Origin of the sequence: Enterobacter ludwigii (genome assembly GCA_023023105.1) — a bacterium.
Taxonomy (GTDB): Bacteria; Pseudomonadota; Gammaproteobacteria; order Enterobacterales; family Enterobacteriaceae; genus Enterobacter; species Enterobacter adelaidei.
The window spans coordinates 2,199,372-2,215,224 of record CP083824.1 but is presented as its reverse complement, the minus strand read 5'-3'; the positions used below and the strand labels follow the sequence as shown (position 1 = coordinate 2,215,224).

Below are 15,853 nucleotides of genomic sequence, written 5' to 3'. Positions count from 1 at the left end.
TTTTCCTTACTAGCTAAATAACCGTACCATGCGGTCTAACTCATCTTCTTTCACAGCACGAGATAAATAATACCCCTGAAAGTTTTTGACGCCCAGGGCAGCTAATTTCTCAAATTTTTCTTCGCTATCAACGCCCTCTGCAATGCAATCTGTTCCGGTCATATCGCTATAAAGCTGTATCGCTTTAATAAGGTGATAGTCATTGTCATTTGCCACGAAATGCTCAACAATGTCCTTGTCCAGTTTGAGCCCATCAAAATGTACCTGTCGCACCGGGAACATGGTTTGATGGTTAGAGAAGCAGTCATCCAAAAATAATCGACATCCCGTACTCCGTAAATGCCGCATAGTTTCAGGGATCCTGGTGTCCTTCGTGACATCAATATCCTCCGCGAATTCAAAGACTAAATTTTCGGCCCACCGCGGTTTGAGTAGCATGTCGATAGCTTTCTTTGCCATATCAGGCAATGCATTCCCGGAAGCCAGTCGGGGTGGTATATTAACTGAAAAATAATATTTCCCGTTATATTTATTAATACCTGACACGGCAGCATGGATAACTAACGCCGTAATCTTTAGCCATATTTCATTATTTGAAATATCAGCCAAAAAACTGACTGGCTTGACGATTTTACCATTTTTATTCCATCGAATAAGTATTTCAAAACCAACCCCTTTTTTGTTATGGTCGGTAATGATCTGGTACACAGGGAAAATATCCCGCTTAAGCAGTGCGTTAAAAATCTCTGTTTCCTTTTCCGTAAAATCTGTCTTTTGATTTTTGCGCTTAATACTTTCACCCACATTGAAATTGTGTGGATCGTTTACCCATTGCTTGATTAAATGTAATTTTTGAATACCTTCCTTTCGGTGAGTATATACCGTTTTATTAGATAACCCCATTGTATCGCACAATTCTTTTACGGACATACCCCGGTAGAAACTTAATAAAACATCAACCTCCCTTCGGGTTAGCCATTTAAAATTTCCTTTAGCAGAATAATCCAGAGAGTGATCCCGCAATAAACGAGAACCATCCTTAAATATATTATCATGCATGCTGATGGAGCCTATTATATCAGACACGCTGGCCATGCGAATCAGCGATAACTGACGGCTGCTATTTAAAAGGCTACCCAGGGTGCGATACAGCCAGCTGTCTGGTATATCACCATACAGAGTAACACGTTGAATAACGGGTAGCGAATTAAGTACGGATGCCAGGCGTTTCAGACTCTCAAGGAGATTGACAATACCTTTCCCGAGGAACACCACAATGTGAGCACTCTGATTTATAAGAATATTTTTTCTGTCTCGTTGCGATATCTCATCCCCGACAAAGCGAATAAGCGATGCCTCTATCCCGTATTTTTCCAGGATCAGACGATATCCCTGAAATGTGAAGCCGCAGGCTGAGATGACAAACTTTTGGTCATCGCAAGCCCCATTTCTGAGAGAAATTTTTTGGGTCATAACCTGCTCCTGGGCACCAACGCGCCATTTCCATTTGTGAATGCATAAAATGTCATGCACCTGATGTGAGTATTAATTTTACCGTACAATAACAGGGTAAGAAACAGTCCTCACCGGAACATCTTTGCGTTAATCACTTCACGCCACGCAACGTGCAAATATACTTTTCTTTTCAAATAACCACGGTAAATGTTTCATTCTCAGGGTATAATGAAAATTCCGAAAAAGAAGGCTGGATACTTCATCTATCGGCTCATTCAAATACGAGAAATACGCTATGGATAATCATATCTCATCCAGGGCCTTGCTACATCGAAGGGATGTTATAAAGAACAATCCGCGATTCAGTGAGGCAATATTAGAGCACTACACCATTAATGACACCATCTACAAAAAACAACCTTTGTTCTACAAAACGATGCTGCAGGAATCACGATTTAACATTATCCTTTCCATGTGTTGTTTTATTTTTGGAAATCAGGCTGAATCTGTCTCGGAAATAAAAGAGTTATGTTCTCGCTATAAAATAGCCAGCCCCAACAGCGTTATTGCAATCATTACGATACTCAGAACCACCGGGCGCATCAGCACCTGGCGCTGCACGGAAGACAGACGCAAAACGAGAATAGCGCCAACTGAAAAAGGCCTGAATGAACTAAAGCGATATATGTCCGGGGCATTTTTGCCGGTCAGCATTCTTTATCCGGCATTTAATATTGACGTTAACCTTTTGGATAATGACGTGTTGAGAAATAATTTTTTCCGTCGCGCGGCAGAATATCTTTTTCGGGGATTAACGTTCAGAAAAGTTTTGCCTGAAGTGGGATTATTCATCGATAAAGATGGCGGTCGAATGATTATGCTCTATCTATACCTGCAGGCCATAAAAAACAAATCTGCCCATGGTGCAACTATTGAGTATTCAGCAAGCACACTCGCAAGGTAATGACTCCAACTTACTGATAGTGTTTTATGTTCAGATAATGCCCGATGACTTTGTCATGCAGCTCCACCGATTTTGAGAACGACAGTGACTTCCTGCCCAGCCTTGCCAGATGCTGCCTCAGATTCAGGTTATGCCGCTCAATGCGCTGCGTATATCGCTTGCTGATAACGTGCAGTTCTCCCTTCAGGCGTGATTCATACAGCGGCCAGCCATCCGTCATCCATACCACGACCTCAAAGGCCGACAGCAGGCCCAGAAGACGCTCCAGCGTGGCCAACGTGCGTTCACCGAATACGTGCGCCACAACCGTCCTCCGTATCCTGTCATACGCGTAAAACAACCAGCGCTGGCGTGATTTAGCGCCGACGTAACCCCACTGTTCGTCCATTTCCGCGCAAACAATGACGTCACTGCCCGGTTGTATGCGTGAGTTTACCGACTGCGGCCTGAGTTTTTTAAGTGTCGTAAAATCGTGTTGAGGCCAACGCCCATAATGCGTGCACTGGCGCGACATCCGACGCCATTCATGGCCATATCAATGATTTTCTGATGCGTACCGGGTTGAGAAGCGGTGTAAGTGAACTGTAGCTGCCATGTTTTACGGCAGTGAGAGCAGAGATAGCGCTGATGTCCGGCAGTACTTTTACCGTTACGCACCACGCCTTCAGTAGCTGAACAGGAGGGACAGCTGATAGAAACAGAAGCCACTGGAGCACCTCAAAAACACCATCATACACTAAATCAGTAAGTTGGCACCATTACCCGAAAATGGACTTTCAAATGAAACATATAAACCCCCTGTTATTTAAGGAAAATTCCTAATTCGTTATATGCACATTTTTGCGTTAATTTCATGACGGGTCAGACACAAAGATTTTCAAAGAAGTGTCAACTTACGTAGTTAAAGCCTACACGGCGACACATATGACCATTAAAAAACAAATTTACGTTATTTTAATTCGTTAATTAGAATTTAATTGAAATATATAGCCAGATAAGGGTGATACAATAGCGACATAATCCAAACTATTAAATAAAACATAACAATAACACCATGGTTAACATTTAAAACGGTTTACTTATAAGCACTTAATATAATTTTAATAATCACCCACCTGAATCATTACCCCACTTGCGTATCCTGGTGACGACATTGTGCTTTTCTCTGCGCTGAAATGCTGTATTATGCGAACTATTGCGACATTTTGCAGGATTTGTTCATGCACAAAACGGCTCGTCAACGATATGTACTTGATATTATTAGTGAGCAAGGACAGGCCAGTATCACCGAGCTGGCAGAAAAGCTTCAGGTTTCAGCAGACACCATCCGCCGCGATCTGACTGACCTTGAAAACCAGGGCCTTGCGCAGAAGAATCATGGCGGGGCTATTGCACTCAATCTTTCCGCCATGAATCGTCAGGGGCGCAGTACGTTGCTGCCCGAAGCCAAACAGCGTCTGGGTAAACAGGTCGCGCAGGCAGTTCCACCGGGCTCCACCCTGTTTCTGGATGCCGGAAGCACGGTGATGGCTGTTGCCACCTTTCTTCAGGGGCCGCTGACTGTTATCACCACCTCGCTGGATATTGCCCAGCATTTTAGCGACCAGGATAATATTGAGCTGATCCTGCTCGGTGGAAAATGGGACCAAAAGCAGCGCCTGTTCGCCGGAAGCGCCACCCTGTCCCTCCTGTCCCGTTATCGTGCGGATATCGCTATTCTCGGGGCGTGCGCCATCCATGCCGATCTCGGTCTGAGTGCCAGTACAGAAGCAGATGCGGAGGTCAAGCGCGCGATGCTTGCCGTAAGCCATGCTCACTGGATTGTCGCCGACCACCTTAAAGTCAACCGCTGCGAACCGTATCTGGTTTGCGAGTTATCCAACATCCAACAACTGTTTCTGGATCGTCCCTGGCCTGAGCTTGGGGACCATAGCGCATTGCAGGTCACGGTTTGCGCGAATCAACGTGGAGAAGGTCATGAGTAAAGTGAAAACAATCAACATTGCATTGATCGGGTATGGATTTGTCGGCAAAACTTTCCATGCACCGCTGATCCAGTCCGTTGATGGACTTAAGCTGGCGGTCGTCTCTTCTCGTGATGAAGAAAAAGTAAAACGCGATCTTCCGGATGTTCAGGTGGTTGCAACACCGGAAGAGGCCATTCAGCATCCGGATGTCGATCTGGTCGTTATTGCCTCCCCCAACGCCACCCACGCGCCGCTGGCCACGCTTGCGCTGAACGCCGGGAAACATGTGGTTGTGGATAAGCCTTTCACCCTCGACATGCAGGAAGCCCGCGACCTGATTGCGCTGGCGGATGAAAAGCAGCTTTTGCTCTCCGTCTTTCACAACCGCCGCTGGGACAGCGATTTCCTCGGCATTAAGCAGCTTATTGAGCAAGGTACGCTCGGCAAGATTAAACATCTGGAGTCGCATATTGACCGTTTCCGTCCGGAAGTACGCGTGCGCTGGCGCGAGCAGAACGTCCCCGGGAGCGGCCTGTGGTTTGACCTGGGTCCTCACCTGATTGACCAGACGCTTCAGCTCTTTGGCCTGCCGCAGTCGGTTCAGGGGAATATCGCGACGCTGCGCGACGGTGCAGAAATTAACGACTGGGCGCACGTGGTCTTAAATTATCCGCAACATAAGGTCATTCTGCATGCCAGCATGCTGGTCGCAGGCGGTACGGCACGCTTTACGGTCCACGGGGATAAGGGCAGCGTGATGAAAGCCAGAATCGATCAGCAGGAAGCGCAGCTGCTCGCAGGGGTGATTCCCGGCAGTGCAACCTGGGGCGAAGACAGCGACAGCATGGTGCTCTATGGAGCAGACGGAGCACAGCAGACTATTGCGACCCCGAAAGGCGATCAGCGCCAGTATTACATTAATGTACGTGATGCGGTTCTCGGGAAAATCACCAACCCCGTTAATCCTGTCGAAGCATTAGCGGTTATGGCTGTACTGGAAGCGGCAGTGAAATCGTCTGAGACCGGATCAACGCAGGCGCTGGCGTTAACTACTGAAGAGCGTGCTCAGCTGCGCTAAAAAAAAGCCGGGTGGCGCTGCGCTTACCCGGCCTGTTTTCCGCATTTATTGACGCTTTTTCGGCATCATGCGCAGAAGGGTATTATCTTTCCAGAAATAGTGGTGCATCAGTGCTGCCAGTGCGTGCAGGCCAATCATAAAATAGCCCAGATTCGCCAGCGTAACGTGCCACTCTTTCAGCACATCGACCAGGTCAAAATTGGATTCCGCCGCATGCGGCATCACCATGCCAAAAGCAAACCAGTCGCTGCCCCGGTTGTACATCATCACAATACCAATCAGCGGTAACGCAATGAACAGCATATACACCACCAGATGCCCCAGATGAGACATCCCCGTCACCATCGCTTTTGGCTTTGGTTGAATCGGTGGCGCGCGGAACTTGAGACGAACCAGCAGACGCGTCACCATCAGCACCAGAATGGTGATTCCGCATGAGACGTGGATCATATTGATCAATGGGCGAGCGGTACGCGGGAAGAAACCTTTAAACTCCATCGCGCAATAAGCAACGATGATTAACAGAAACACCAGCCAGTGAATTGCGATTTGCAGGCTTGTATATTTAGTACGCATGGGATTTCCTGAAAAAAACGGATATCGCGTCAACATAATCCCCTTTCCTTAAAAATTCATCAATTTTTCTGTATGGTTTTTCAAATACTTCCTTTCGCATGAAGCATCTTCAATTGCCGCCCAGCCCGTGATGGTCTAAGCCTGGATGAGTTCAAACTGTCGTATCGACACGTTCACAGGAGAACACCATGAGTAAAATTGGCATTAACGGATTTGGACGCATTGGACGCCTTGTACTGCGCCGCCTTCTTGAAACCCAGGATAGCAACACCGTCGTCGCCATCAACGACCTCACCTCTCCCAAAGTATTGGCCTATCTGCTCAGGCATGATTCCAACTACGGTGGTTTCCCGTGGAGCGTGGATTTCACTGAAGATGCGCTGATTGTTGACGGTAAAACCATTGCGGTATACGCCGAAAAAGAGGCGAAGCATATTCCGTGGAAAGCCGCAGGTGTGGATATCGTTGTGGAGTGCACCGGCTTTTACACCTCCGAAGAAAAATCACGAGCGCATCTGGATGCAGGCGCGAAGAAAGTGCTTATTTCTGCCCCAGCCGGAGAGATGAAAACCATCGTTTATAACGTGAATGACGACACCATTGACGCCAGTGATACCATCATTTCCGTCGCTTCCTGCACCACCAACTGCCTCGCCCCACTGGCAAAAGCGCTGCATGATGCCTTTGAAATTAAAGTCGGTACCATGACGACTATTCACGCCTATACCGGTACCCAGGCACTGGTAGATGGGCCTCGCGGAAAAGATCTTCGTGCCTCACGCGCGGCGGCAGAAAATATCATTCCGCATACCACCGGTGCGGCGAAAGCCATCGGCCTGGTCATCCCCGCGTTGAGTGGCAAACTGAAAGGCCACGCGCAGCGCGTGCCGGTTAAAACCGGCTCCGTCACCGAACTGGTCGCCATTCTGGGTAAAAAAGTCACGGTTGAAGAGATCAATACCGCGTTGAAAAAGGCGACGCAGGGAAATAAATCGTTTGGTTATACCGATGAAGAGATTGTGTCGTCAGATGTGATCGGTTCGCACTTTGGTTCGGTATTTGATGCCACGCAAACTGAGGTAACGGAAGCGGGCGATCTGCAACTGGTGAAAGCCGTCGCCTGGTATGACAACGAATATGGTTTTGTGACGCAGCTGGTGCGTACGCTGAATAAGTACGCCGCACTGTAATGCCTTCCCCCTCTTTGCGGAGGGGGAAACCGCAGGATGCTCAGAGAAGCGAGCGCCGGGATAAGGCGTTTTTCAGGATCGGATCCTGCTGTAGCAATGCCCATGCGTCTGCCACGGCATCAGGAAACTCAACGTGCGCGATAAAATCACGTCCGGCAGGACCATAGCCGTTAACGTCATCATACAGTCGCGGCAGTTCCCCCAGAACCAGTGACAGGTAGCGGTCAACGGGCCACAGTCCGGTGTTGCCCTCGCTAAATTCCACCCCATCTTTGCCGTTCTGCAGTGTCGGCGTAACACCCGGGTGGCTTATCCACCGCGGTGCAACGGGTTCATCCCGGCACACGCGGGCAAACGTCGCCATGGTACGTCGCTGCATCGTCGGATCCTGCACCACCAGCACCCGTCCGGTAGCTCGCTGACGTTTTTTCAGTATGTTCCAGCTAAAACGCGCGTTTTCACCACAGTTGGTGGATTGATCTTCGATCCACAAACGTCCCTCAGGGATCTGCCAGAACTCGCGCGCAATGTCGGCCAGAATACCGCCTTCCGGTCGCCCAGTGACCGGTATCGTGTGATAACGCGGGTGACTGCCAATGCCCGCATATAGAAACGCGGTCGAATGGCCGATACCGCCGCTAATCAGCAACGGGATCTCGTTTTGCGCGGCGATACGGCAGGCCGCATCAATAGTCGGAATGACCGCGTTTCCTGCCAGAACCACCCCATCGACATCCGGGTTCTGACGGGAACCGCTCAGATCATCCTGCGCCAGCCATGTGCCGAGAGTATTAATCGCCGCCAGAGTGGCATCAGGCAGAATGGGGAAATGGGTCTGAACCATGATGAACTTCTCCTGTGAGTCTCTTCAGGGGGACGGCTTCTGGCTAATAAAGTACAGGCGAGCGCCGAATCGGATTGCATCTGCCTATTATGCTATTGGTTTTCTATCACTCAAAACATTCTGTTGCGTGTGCTGTTTAAAAAAGTACCCAGTGCGGCTCAATTATACCGTGAACGATTTTACAGGGAACTTCGGGGCCAGATTTACGAAGGTTCAATGCCTGAAGTGCTACGATTACCAGGTCCCTATTTCGCCCCCAGTTTTTACTCTCAGGAGCCAATCTATGCAACAACAGTGGTCAGCAGTAGATAATTTCATGATTTCTTCGCTTATTCCTGAAGATGATGTCTTGCGTCAGGTACTGGAAAACAACAAACGCGGCGGGCTCCCCGAACACGATGTAGCGGCCAATCAGGGTCAACTGCTGGCGCTGTTTGTCCGTCTGACGCAGTCGCGGCGTGTTCTTGAGATTGGCACGCTCGGTGCCTATAGTTCCATCTGGATGGCTCGCGCTCTGCCGCCAGACGGAAAGCTGATTACGCTTGAAGCGGATCCAACCCATGCCGAAATTGCCCGCCAGAATATCCACCTCGCGGGGCTAAACAACCGTATTGAACTGGTAGAAGGCCCGGCTCTGAACTCGCTCGAGAATTTCGGTGATATACCGCCATTCGACCTGATCTTTATTGATGCAGATAAGCCAAACAACCCAGGTTATCTGGAATGGGCGCTGCACTACTCCCGCCCAGGGACGTTGATTATTGGTGATAACGTGGTACGCGAGGGCGAAGTGATTAACGAGCAAAGTGACGATGCGCGCGTGCAGGGTGTTCGTCGGTTTATCGAGATGATTGGGGACAATCCCCGTTTAACCGCCACCGCGTTGCAGACGGTGGGGGTTAAGGGGTGGGACGGGTTTACGCTGGCAATTGTGGAACGATAACCAGCCGGGTGGCGGCTACGCCTTACCCGGCCTACATTTTCTTCCGTAGGCCCGGTAAGCGCAGCGCCACCGGGCAAGGGTTTTAACCGGAAATCTGCTCCATTGTCTGCAAAATACGTTTATCCGAAATCGGATACGGCGTACCGAGCTGCTGGGCAAAGAAGCTGACACGGAGCTCTTCGATCATCCAGCGGACTGCCTGAACGTCTTCATCGTCGCGGCGTGTCGGCGGCAGTTTATTCAGCCACTGCTGCCACGCCTGCTGCACGCTCTCCACTTTCAACATCTGAGCGCGATCGCGATGTGGGTCGATAGCCATTTTCTCGAGCCGTTTTTCAATCGCCTGCAGATAACGCAGCGTATCGCCGAGTCGCTTAAAGCCGTTTCCGGTGACAAACCCGCGGTACACCAGCCCGGCCATCTGTGCTTTTACATCTGACAGCCCCAGCGCCATGGTCATATCCACGCGCCCTTTCAGACGTTTGTTGATATTGAAAACGGTGGTGAGGATTTGCTCGACCTGTTTGGCAATATCTACCACCGTGTCGTTCAGCTCCGCGCGCACCTTGTCATGAAGCTGAGCAAAACCTGCTTCCGTCCAGACCGGACCACCCGCCTCGTGGATCAGTTTGTCCACGCCGCAGGAGATGCAGTCGTCGATCAGATCCAGCACTTTACCGTATGGGTTAAAGTACAGCCCCAGTTTGGCTTTGTTCGGTAACTTCTCGTGCAGATACTTAATCGGCGACGGGATATTCAATAGCAGCAAGCGGCGCAGGCCGCGCCACATCATCTGTTGCTGTTCCTGCGGGTTATCAAACAGCTTGATCGCCACACTGTCGCGCTCATCGACCAGCGCAGGCCAGGCCTTCACCTTATAGTTACCGCGCTTCTGCTCGTAGCTTTCCGGAAGCTGACCAAAACTCCAGATGTGCAATCCGCTCTGCTCGATACCGTCATCCGCAACCGCAGAGAGCGTCTCCTGGACTTTGCCTTTCAACGCCTCTTTCAATTCGGTCAGGGAACGCCCTTCCTGCAGCTTTTTGTTTTTATCGTCCACCACGCGGAAGCTGATTTTCAGGTGATCGGGCACCTGATCCCAGTTCCAGTCATCGCGGTCGATGGTCGTGCCGGTCATGCGTCGGAATTCACGCTCCAGCGCGTCCAGCAGCGGCAGTTCCAGCGGTGTGACGCGGCCTAAAAAGGCTTCCGCATAGTTTGGCGCAGGCACAAAGTTGCGGCGCACCGGTTTAGGCAGCGATTTGATTAATGCAATGACCAGTTCGCGACGCAGGCCAGGAATTTGCCACTCGAACCCGCTCTCTTCCACCTGGTTTAACAGTGGTAGCGGAATGTGTACGGTCACCCCATCCGCGTCTGCGCCGGGTTCAAACTGATAGGTCAACCGCAGCTTGAGGTTGCCCTGATGCCAGAAGTTCGGGTAATCAAGTTTGCTGACTGACTCCGCCCCTTCCTTAATCAACATGCTCTTCTCAAAGTTGAGCAGGTCTGGCGTCTCTTTGCTGGCCTTCTTCCACCAGCTGTCGAAGTGACGGGCAGAGATCACATCATGGCTGATGCGCTGATCGTAAAACTCAAACAGCGCCTCGTCGTCCACCAAAATGTCGCGACGGCGGGATTTGTGTTCCAGCTCTTCCACCTCGGCGCGCAGTTTGAGGTTTTCGCGGAAGAAGGCGTGGCGAGTCTGCCAATCACCTTCCACCAGCGCATGGCGGATAAACAGCTCGCGGCACAGCGCCGGATCGATCTGGCTGTAGTTGACCTTACGCGCGGCCACGACAGGCAGACCGTAGACGGTCACCTTCTCAGTTGCCATTACCGCGCCCTGCGCACGCTCCCAGTGTGGCTCACTGTACGAGCGTTTCAGCAGATGTTGCGCCACCGGCTCAACCCATTCCGGATCGATACGCGCCGCAATTCGCCCCCACAGACGGCTGGTTTCCACCAACTCGGCCACCATGGTCCATTTCGGTGGTTTTTTGAATAAGCCGGAACCGGGGAAGATGGAGAAACGGGCGTTACGCGCGCCGGTATACTCCTGCTTTTCTGCGTCCTTCATCCCGATATGGGACAACAAACCAGTCAGCAGTGCGATATGCACTTCCCGGTATTCCGCCGGTTCACTGTTGACCGGAATGCCCAGCTCTTTCACCACCTGGCGGAGCTGGGTGTAGATATCCTGCCACTCGCGTACGCGCAGGTAGTTGAGGAAATCCACGCGACACTGGCGGCGGAACTGGTTCGAGGAGAGCGCTTTCTGCTGCTCACCGAGGTAGTTCCACAGGTTCACGAAGGCGAGGAAATCGGACTCTTTATCGTGGAAGCGGCGGTGTTTTTCATCAGACGCCTGCTGTTTGTCCATCGGACGTTCACGCGGATCCTGAATGGAGAGCGCCGAGGTGATGATCATCGCTTCACGCACGCAGCCGTGTTTTTGTGCTTCCAGCACCATACGCGCCAGACGCGGGTCGACCGGCAACTGGCTGAGCTGACGGCCCAGCGGCGTCAGCTTATAAGCCGTTGCCTGCTCATCGGTGGTAATAGCGCCGAGCTCTTCCAGCAGACGTACACCGTCCTGAATGTTGCGTTTGTCCGGCGCTTCCACGAACGGGAACGCCGCGATGTCGCCCAGCCCCAGGGCAGTCATCTGCAGGATAACGGACGCCAGGTTGGTGCGCAGAATTTCCGGGTCAGTAAATTCCGGACGCGACAGGAAATCGTCCTCAGAGTAAAGACGAATACAGATCCCTTCTGACACACGACCACAGCGGCCCTTACGCTGGTTCGCCGAGGCCTGGGAGACCGGCTCAATCGGCAGGCGCTGAACTTTGGTACGGTAGCTATAGCGACTGATACGCGCCGTACCCGGGTCGATAACGTATTTGATCCCCGGTACGGTCAGCGAGGTTTCCGCCACGTTGGTCGCCAGCACGATACGTCGCCCGCTGTGCGCCTGGAACACGCGGTTCTGTTCGCTGTTTGACAGACGCGCGTACAGCGGCAGGATCTCCGTGTGGCGCAGGTCGCGCTTGCTGAGCGCATCGGCGGTGTCGCGAATTTCGCGCTCGCCGCTCATAAAGATCAGAATATCACCCGCGCTTTCGTTACCCAGTTCGTCAACGGCATCGAAAATAGCCTGCAGCTGGTCACGCTCGGTATCATCCGCCTCTTCCACAATCGGGCGATAGCGCACTTCCACGGGATACGTGCGTCCTGACACCTCGATAATCGGCGCATTGTTGAAATGCTTCGAGAAGCGTTCCGGGTCGATGGTTGCGGAGGTGATGATGATTTTCAGATCCGGGCGACGCGGCAGCAGCTCTTTCAGGTAGCCGAGCAGGAAGTCGATGTTCAGACTGCGTTCGTGCGCTTCGTCAATAATGATGGTGTCGTACTGCATCAGCAGGCGATCCTGCTGGATTTCCGCCAGCAGAATACCGTCGGTCATCAGTTTGACCATAGTGTTATCGCTAACGTGGTCGCTGAATCGCACCTTGTAACCGATGCAGCCGCCCGGCTCCGTTTGCAGCTCTTCGGCAATACGGTTCGCAACAGTACGCGCCGCCAGACGACGCGGCTGGGTGTGGCCAATCAGCCCTTTGATCCCGCGGCCCAGCTCCATACAGATTTTCGGCAGCTGGGTGGTTTTCCCCGAACCGGTTTCGCCGGCGACAATCACCACCTGGTGATCGCGGATAGCTTCGAGGATGTCCTGTTTTTTCTGACTGACGGGCAGGTTATCCGGGTAATTGATCGCCGGACGCGCAGCTTCACGCAGCACAACTTTCCCTGCCGCCTGTTCAATCTCTTTTGCCATCTCCTGGTAAATGGCCTGTTGTGCATCAGGATTTTTAACCTTCTTCACGCCGTGTAAACGTCGGGCAAAGCGCTGTTTATCACGCAGCGTCAGCGAATCAAGCTGTTGCAGGAGCATCGCGAAGGTGAGTTTTTGTTGTTCTGTCATAGCGTTAACGGGCAGTGCACTGCCAGGTAAAATCTCTTTTTAATGATTGCTATAGAGTACCACATTGGTGCTTTCAGCGCCTTATTCAAAAAATTCGAACATAGGCTTCGATATATTGCGCTATCTCTATGGCAGGATTGTGAATAGAGTGTCAACAAGCAACGGGGCAACCCCCTTCAATCAAATGCAATAACAGGAATCACCCATGAGCAAAGTATTAGTTTTGAAATCCAGTATTCTGGCAGGGTACTCTCAGTCTGGTCAGCTGTCTGATTACTTCGTTGAACAGTGGCGTGAACAGCATTCTGCTGACGAAATCACCGTGCGTGACCTGGCTGCAAACCCAATTCCTGTGCTGGACGGCGAGCTGGTTGGCGCGCTGCGTCCAAGCGATGCACCACTGAGCCCACGTCAGCAGGAAGCTCTGGCCCTGTCCGACGAACTGATTGCTGAGCTGCAGGCGCACGACGTTATCGTCATTAACGCCCCAATGTACAACTTCAACATCCCAACTCAGTTGAAGAACTATTTCGACCTGGTGGCGCGTGCTGGCGTAACCTTCCGTTACACCGAGAACGGTCCTGAAGGCCTGGTAAAAGGTAAACGTGCGATCGTACTGACCAGCCGTGGCGGTATCCACAAAGACACCCCAACCGACCTGGTTGCACCATATCTGACCGTTTTCCTGGGCTTCATCGGTATCACTGATGTGAACTTCGTGTTCGCTGAAGGTATTGCCTACGGTCCTGAAATGGCGACCAAAGCGCAGACCGATGCGAAATCTGCTATCGACAGTTTCGTAGCTGCTTAAGATATTCCCCTCTCACCGCCCGGTGGGAGGGTTTTTCTTTTCTCCGCATTTAGTTATCATCCGCTCCCACTCTCCAGCCGGGCGGCCTGATGTCTGCGATTATTGATTCTTTTATTGCCCCACCGTGTCACGACAACATCGAGATCCTCTGGCAGGATGAACATCTGCTGCTGATCAATAAGCCTTCCGGTCTGCTCAGCCTCTCGGGCAAAAATCCGCAAAACCTCGATTCTGTCCATTATCGTCTGGTCCAGACGTTCCCTGGCTGCACGCTGGTACACCGCCTGGATTTTGGTACCTCAGGGTTGATGGTGGTTGCGCGCAATAAAGCCATCAATGCCGCACTGTGCGAACAGTTCAGCCAGCGCAGCGTGGAGAAAGTCTACAGCGCCCTGCTTTGCGGACATGTTGAAAATGACGAAGGTGTAATTGATGCGCCGATTGCCAAAGATCCGGCGCTATTCCCATTGATGTCGATCTGCGCGAAAAATGGTAAACCCGCCCGCTCCCACTATCGGGTGGTGGAAAGGTTTTATCAGGAGACGGGACTGCCGTTAACACGGGTGAAACTCACCCCGGAGACCGGGCGAACCCACCAGTTGCGCATTCACTGCCAGCAGCTGGGGCACCCGATTCTGGGCTGCGATCTGTATGGTGGTCTCGAAGCGCCGGGAGCGGAAGACGCGCCCCGGCTGATGCTGCATGCCTGCGAATTGAATTTTATTCATCCCGTGAGCGGAGAGCCGGTTAACGCCCGTCACGCCGCCCCGTTCTGAAGGGGATTTACCACATCAAATCGTCCGGGATTTTGAAGTCCGCGTACGGATCGTCTTCGTCCTGCTCTTCCTGGCTGAGCGCGCTGTTTAATACGATACTGTCGGCATCGCGCTGGGCAATTTTGTCTGCCACCACAGCCGGGATAATTGCGTATTCGCAGTCACCGCTGGCGTTGATGACCAGGCGGGCAATCGCCAGACGACCGTTAATCAACTGAGTTTGAGTCTGCTTATCAACCTCGATTCTCTTGATCAGATTACCGTCGGTGAAGTTAAAGGTGATGTTGCCCCTTGAAACGGTGATGCGGTTCATCTCAATCAACTGTTTCACCTGGGCTTTAAACTCTTTCGCCAGTACTGCCTGTTTTTGCTGCTCGCTCAGCAGTTTATCGCGCTCGATCTGCGCTTTCTTGTTCTCTTCAACCGCTTCCCGAGCTTCACGCGCCTGAACGCGTGATTTCTTTGCCGTGCGCTGCACTTTCGCCGCTTTCTTGCTGCTGACCAGGCCTGCTTTCAGCATCTGCTCTTGTAAGGTGAGTTTTGTCATGATCGTTTCTAAACCGATTGGAAATTTTGGGGATTATACCGTCATTAAGCCCGTGCCGAAACATAAGTAAAACATAGGACAGCTCGCCTTAACTGTCTGATAATTTTGCGGCTGCCAATAAAGCACACGGGATACACCCATGATATAGATTAAAGTCGCAGACCTGCACGCGTCCGAATCCCAACGCCTCATTGAAAATCTGTCATCAGAACTGGCAGCGATTACCGGGGATGGCGGTACACAACATTTTAACGTCGACGCCATGATGGCCGAACGCACGCTGTGGGTTGTCGCTAAAAATGACAAGGGTGACGCCGTGGGATGTGCGGCATTGCGCCCGCTCTCCGGGCAGGTTGCCGAACTTAAGCGAATGTACTCCGACAGAAGCGAACCCGGTATTGGGCAGGCTTTACTGGCTTTTCTTGAAGCCTCTGCGCAAAATTTAGGCTACGGTGAAATCTTGCTTGAAACACGAAAAGTGAACAGGCGCGCTGTGAATTTCTATGTGCGGAATGGCTACAGCGTAATCGACAACTACGGACCCTACATCGGCAAGCAAGAAGCAGTCTGTTTCGCTAAAAAATTCATGATGATCTAGCGCGGTCAGAAAATGTGATCAACATCATGAACTTCCCTCATGTTGCATTGAAATTAAGTCACTTCCCCTGCGCCGCGGGCTCAGGCATAAATTATGCATCGGTAACTTCTTAGCAACAT

The 15,853-nt window shown here is 51.6% G+C and carries 14 protein-coding genes; 8 read left to right on the top strand and 6 right to left on the bottom strand.

What is annotated here, in order from left to right; translation table 11 throughout:
• Nucleotides 1–9 precede the first annotated feature (9 nt).
• The gene (locus tag LCD46_10750) at nt 10–1,473 is read right to left on the bottom strand and encodes an EAL domain-containing protein (protein ID UOY72748.1); all 1,464 of its coding nucleotides are present in this window, start codon (nt 1,471–1,473) and stop codon (nt 10–12) included.
• 277 nt (nt 1,474–1,750) lie between these two features.
• Here LCD46_10750 and LCD46_10745 point away from each other — a divergent pair, with 277 nt between their 5' ends.
• Nucleotides 1,751–2,419: a MarR family transcriptional regulator gene (locus tag LCD46_10745; GenBank protein UOY72747.1), complete on the top strand. Its 669-nt coding sequence runs from the start codon at nt 1,751–1,753 to the stop codon at nt 2,417–2,419.
• A gap of 10 nt (nt 2,420–2,429) precedes the next feature.
• Here the strand turns inward: LCD46_10745 and LCD46_10740 are convergent.
• Nucleotides 2,430–3,127 (bottom strand): IS1 family transposase gene (locus tag LCD46_10740; protein UOY72746.1). Its coding sequence is split into 2 segments (ribosomal slippage): nt 2,430–2,878 and nt 2,878–3,127, totalling 699 coding nucleotides; the frame shifts between segments, so codons are not numbered across the junction.
• A gap of 512 nt (nt 3,128–3,639) precedes the next feature.
• Between LCD46_10740 and LCD46_10735 the strand changes: the two genes are divergently transcribed.
• Both LCD46_10735 and LCD46_10730 read left to right on the top strand, forming a co-directional pair.
• Complete coding sequence (locus LCD46_10735; GenBank protein UOY72745.1) at nt 3,640–4,404, top strand: DeoR/GlpR family DNA-binding transcription regulator; 765 nt, start codon at nt 3,640–3,642, stop codon at nt 4,402–4,404.
• Nucleotides 4,397–5,464: an oxidoreductase gene (locus LCD46_10730; GenBank protein UOY72744.1), complete on the top strand. Its 1,068-nt coding sequence runs from the start codon at nt 4,397–4,399 to the stop codon at nt 5,462–5,464. The genes LCD46_10735 and LCD46_10730 overlap by 8 nt, the downstream gene beginning before the upstream one ends.
• Nucleotides 5,465–5,509: 45 nt before the next feature.
• On the opposite strand, the gene cybB is transcribed toward LCD46_10730, so the two are convergent.
• A complete protein-coding gene (gene cybB / locus LCD46_10725) occupies nt 5,510–6,040 on the bottom strand; it encodes a cytochrome b561 (GenBank protein UOY72743.1) in 531 nt (176 codons plus the stop codon).
• 188 nt (nt 6,041–6,228) lie between these two features.
• Between cybB and gap the strand changes: the two genes are divergently transcribed.
• On the top strand, nt 6,229–7,230 hold the full coding sequence (gene gap / locus LCD46_10720; GenBank protein ID UOY72742.1) for a type I glyceraldehyde-3-phosphate dehydrogenase: 1,002 nt from the start codon (nt 6,229–6,231) through the stop codon (nt 7,228–7,230).
• A gap of 40 nt (nt 7,231–7,270) precedes the next feature.
• Here the strand turns inward: gap and LCD46_10715 are convergent, their stop codons facing one another.
• Entirely contained in the window at nt 7,271–8,074 is an 804-nt protein-coding gene (locus LCD46_10715; GenBank protein UOY72741.1) for a YdcF family protein, read from the bottom strand.
• A 283-nt stretch (nt 8,075–8,357) separates the two neighbouring features.
• On the opposite strand from LCD46_10715, the gene LCD46_10710 reads away from it, so the two are divergent.
• Nucleotides 8,358–9,017, top strand: a complete 660-nt coding sequence (locus LCD46_10710; GenBank protein ID UOY72740.1) for an O-methyltransferase — start codon at nt 8,358–8,360, stop codon at nt 9,015–9,017.
• 82 nt (nt 9,018–9,099) lie between these two features.
• On the opposite strand, the gene hrpA is transcribed toward LCD46_10710, so the two are convergent.
• Nucleotides 9,100–13,002 (bottom strand): ATP-dependent RNA helicase HrpA, encoded by a 3,903-nt coding sequence (gene hrpA, locus LCD46_10705; GenBank protein UOY72739.1) that lies wholly within the window; start codon nt 13,000–13,002, stop codon nt 9,100–9,102.
• 205 nt (nt 13,003–13,207) lie between these two features.
• On the opposite strand from hrpA, the gene azoR reads away from it, so the two are divergent.
• Both azoR and LCD46_10695 read left to right on the top strand, forming a co-directional pair.
• Nucleotides 13,208–13,813, top strand: coding sequence for an FMN-dependent NADH-azoreductase (azoR, locus tag LCD46_10700; protein UOY72738.1), 606 nt, complete (start codon nt 13,208–13,210; stop codon nt 13,811–13,813).
• An 89-nt stretch (nt 13,814–13,902) separates the two neighbouring features.
• Nucleotides 13,903–14,589, top strand: coding sequence for an RluA family pseudouridine synthase (locus LCD46_10695; protein UOY72737.1), 687 nt, complete (start codon nt 13,903–13,905; stop codon nt 14,587–14,589).
• A 7-nt stretch (nt 14,590–14,596) separates the two neighbouring features.
• On the opposite strand, the gene LCD46_10690 is transcribed toward LCD46_10695, so the two are convergent.
• Nucleotides 14,597–15,136, bottom strand: coding sequence for a DUF2058 domain-containing protein (locus tag LCD46_10690; GenBank protein ID UOY72736.1), 540 nt, complete (start codon nt 15,134–15,136; stop codon nt 14,597–14,599).
• A gap of 148 nt (nt 15,137–15,284) precedes the next feature.
• Between LCD46_10690 and LCD46_10685 the strand changes: the two genes are divergently transcribed.
• Nucleotides 15,285–15,734, top strand: coding sequence for a GNAT family N-acetyltransferase (locus LCD46_10685; protein UOY72940.1), 450 nt, complete (start codon nt 15,285–15,287; stop codon nt 15,732–15,734).
• Nucleotides 15,735–15,853 lie beyond the last annotated feature (119 nt).

Coding starts and splice junctions, on each gene's coding strand:
- LCD46_10690 (UOY72736.1), bottom strand. CDS start 15,136: ATGACAAAACTCACCTTACAAGAGCAGATGCTGAAAGCAGGCCTGGTC.
- LCD46_10735 (UOY72745.1), top strand. CDS start 3,640: ATGCACAAAACGGCTCGTCAACGATATGTACTTGATATTATTAGTGAG.
- LCD46_10745 (UOY72747.1), top strand. CDS start 1,751: ATGGATAATCATATCTCATCCAGGGCCTTGCTACATCGAAGGGATGTT.
- LCD46_10710 (UOY72740.1), top strand. CDS start 8,358: ATGCAACAACAGTGGTCAGCAGTAGATAATTTCATGATTTCTTCGCTT.
- LCD46_10750 (UOY72748.1), bottom strand. CDS start 1,473: ATGACCCAAAAAATTTCTCTCAGAAATGGGGCTTGCGATGACCAAAAG.
- hrpA (UOY72739.1), bottom strand. CDS start 13,002: ATGACAGAACAACAAAAACTCACCTTCGCGATGCTCCTGCAACAGCTT.
- LCD46_10730 (UOY72744.1), top strand. CDS start 4,397: ATGAGTAAAGTGAAAACAATCAACATTGCATTGATCGGGTATGGATTT.
- gap (UOY72742.1), top strand. CDS start 6,229: ATGAGTAAAATTGGCATTAACGGATTTGGACGCATTGGACGCCTTGTA.
- LCD46_10715 (UOY72741.1), bottom strand. CDS start 8,074: ATGGTTCAGACCCATTTCCCCATTCTGCCTGATGCCACTCTGGCGGCG.
- cybB (UOY72743.1), bottom strand. CDS start 6,040: ATGCGTACTAAATATACAAGCCTGCAAATCGCAATTCACTGGCTGGTG.
- azoR (UOY72738.1), top strand. CDS start 13,208: ATGAGCAAAGTATTAGTTTTGAAATCCAGTATTCTGGCAGGGTACTCT.
- LCD46_10695 (UOY72737.1), top strand. CDS start 13,903: ATGTCTGCGATTATTGATTCTTTTATTGCCCCACCGTGTCACGACAAC.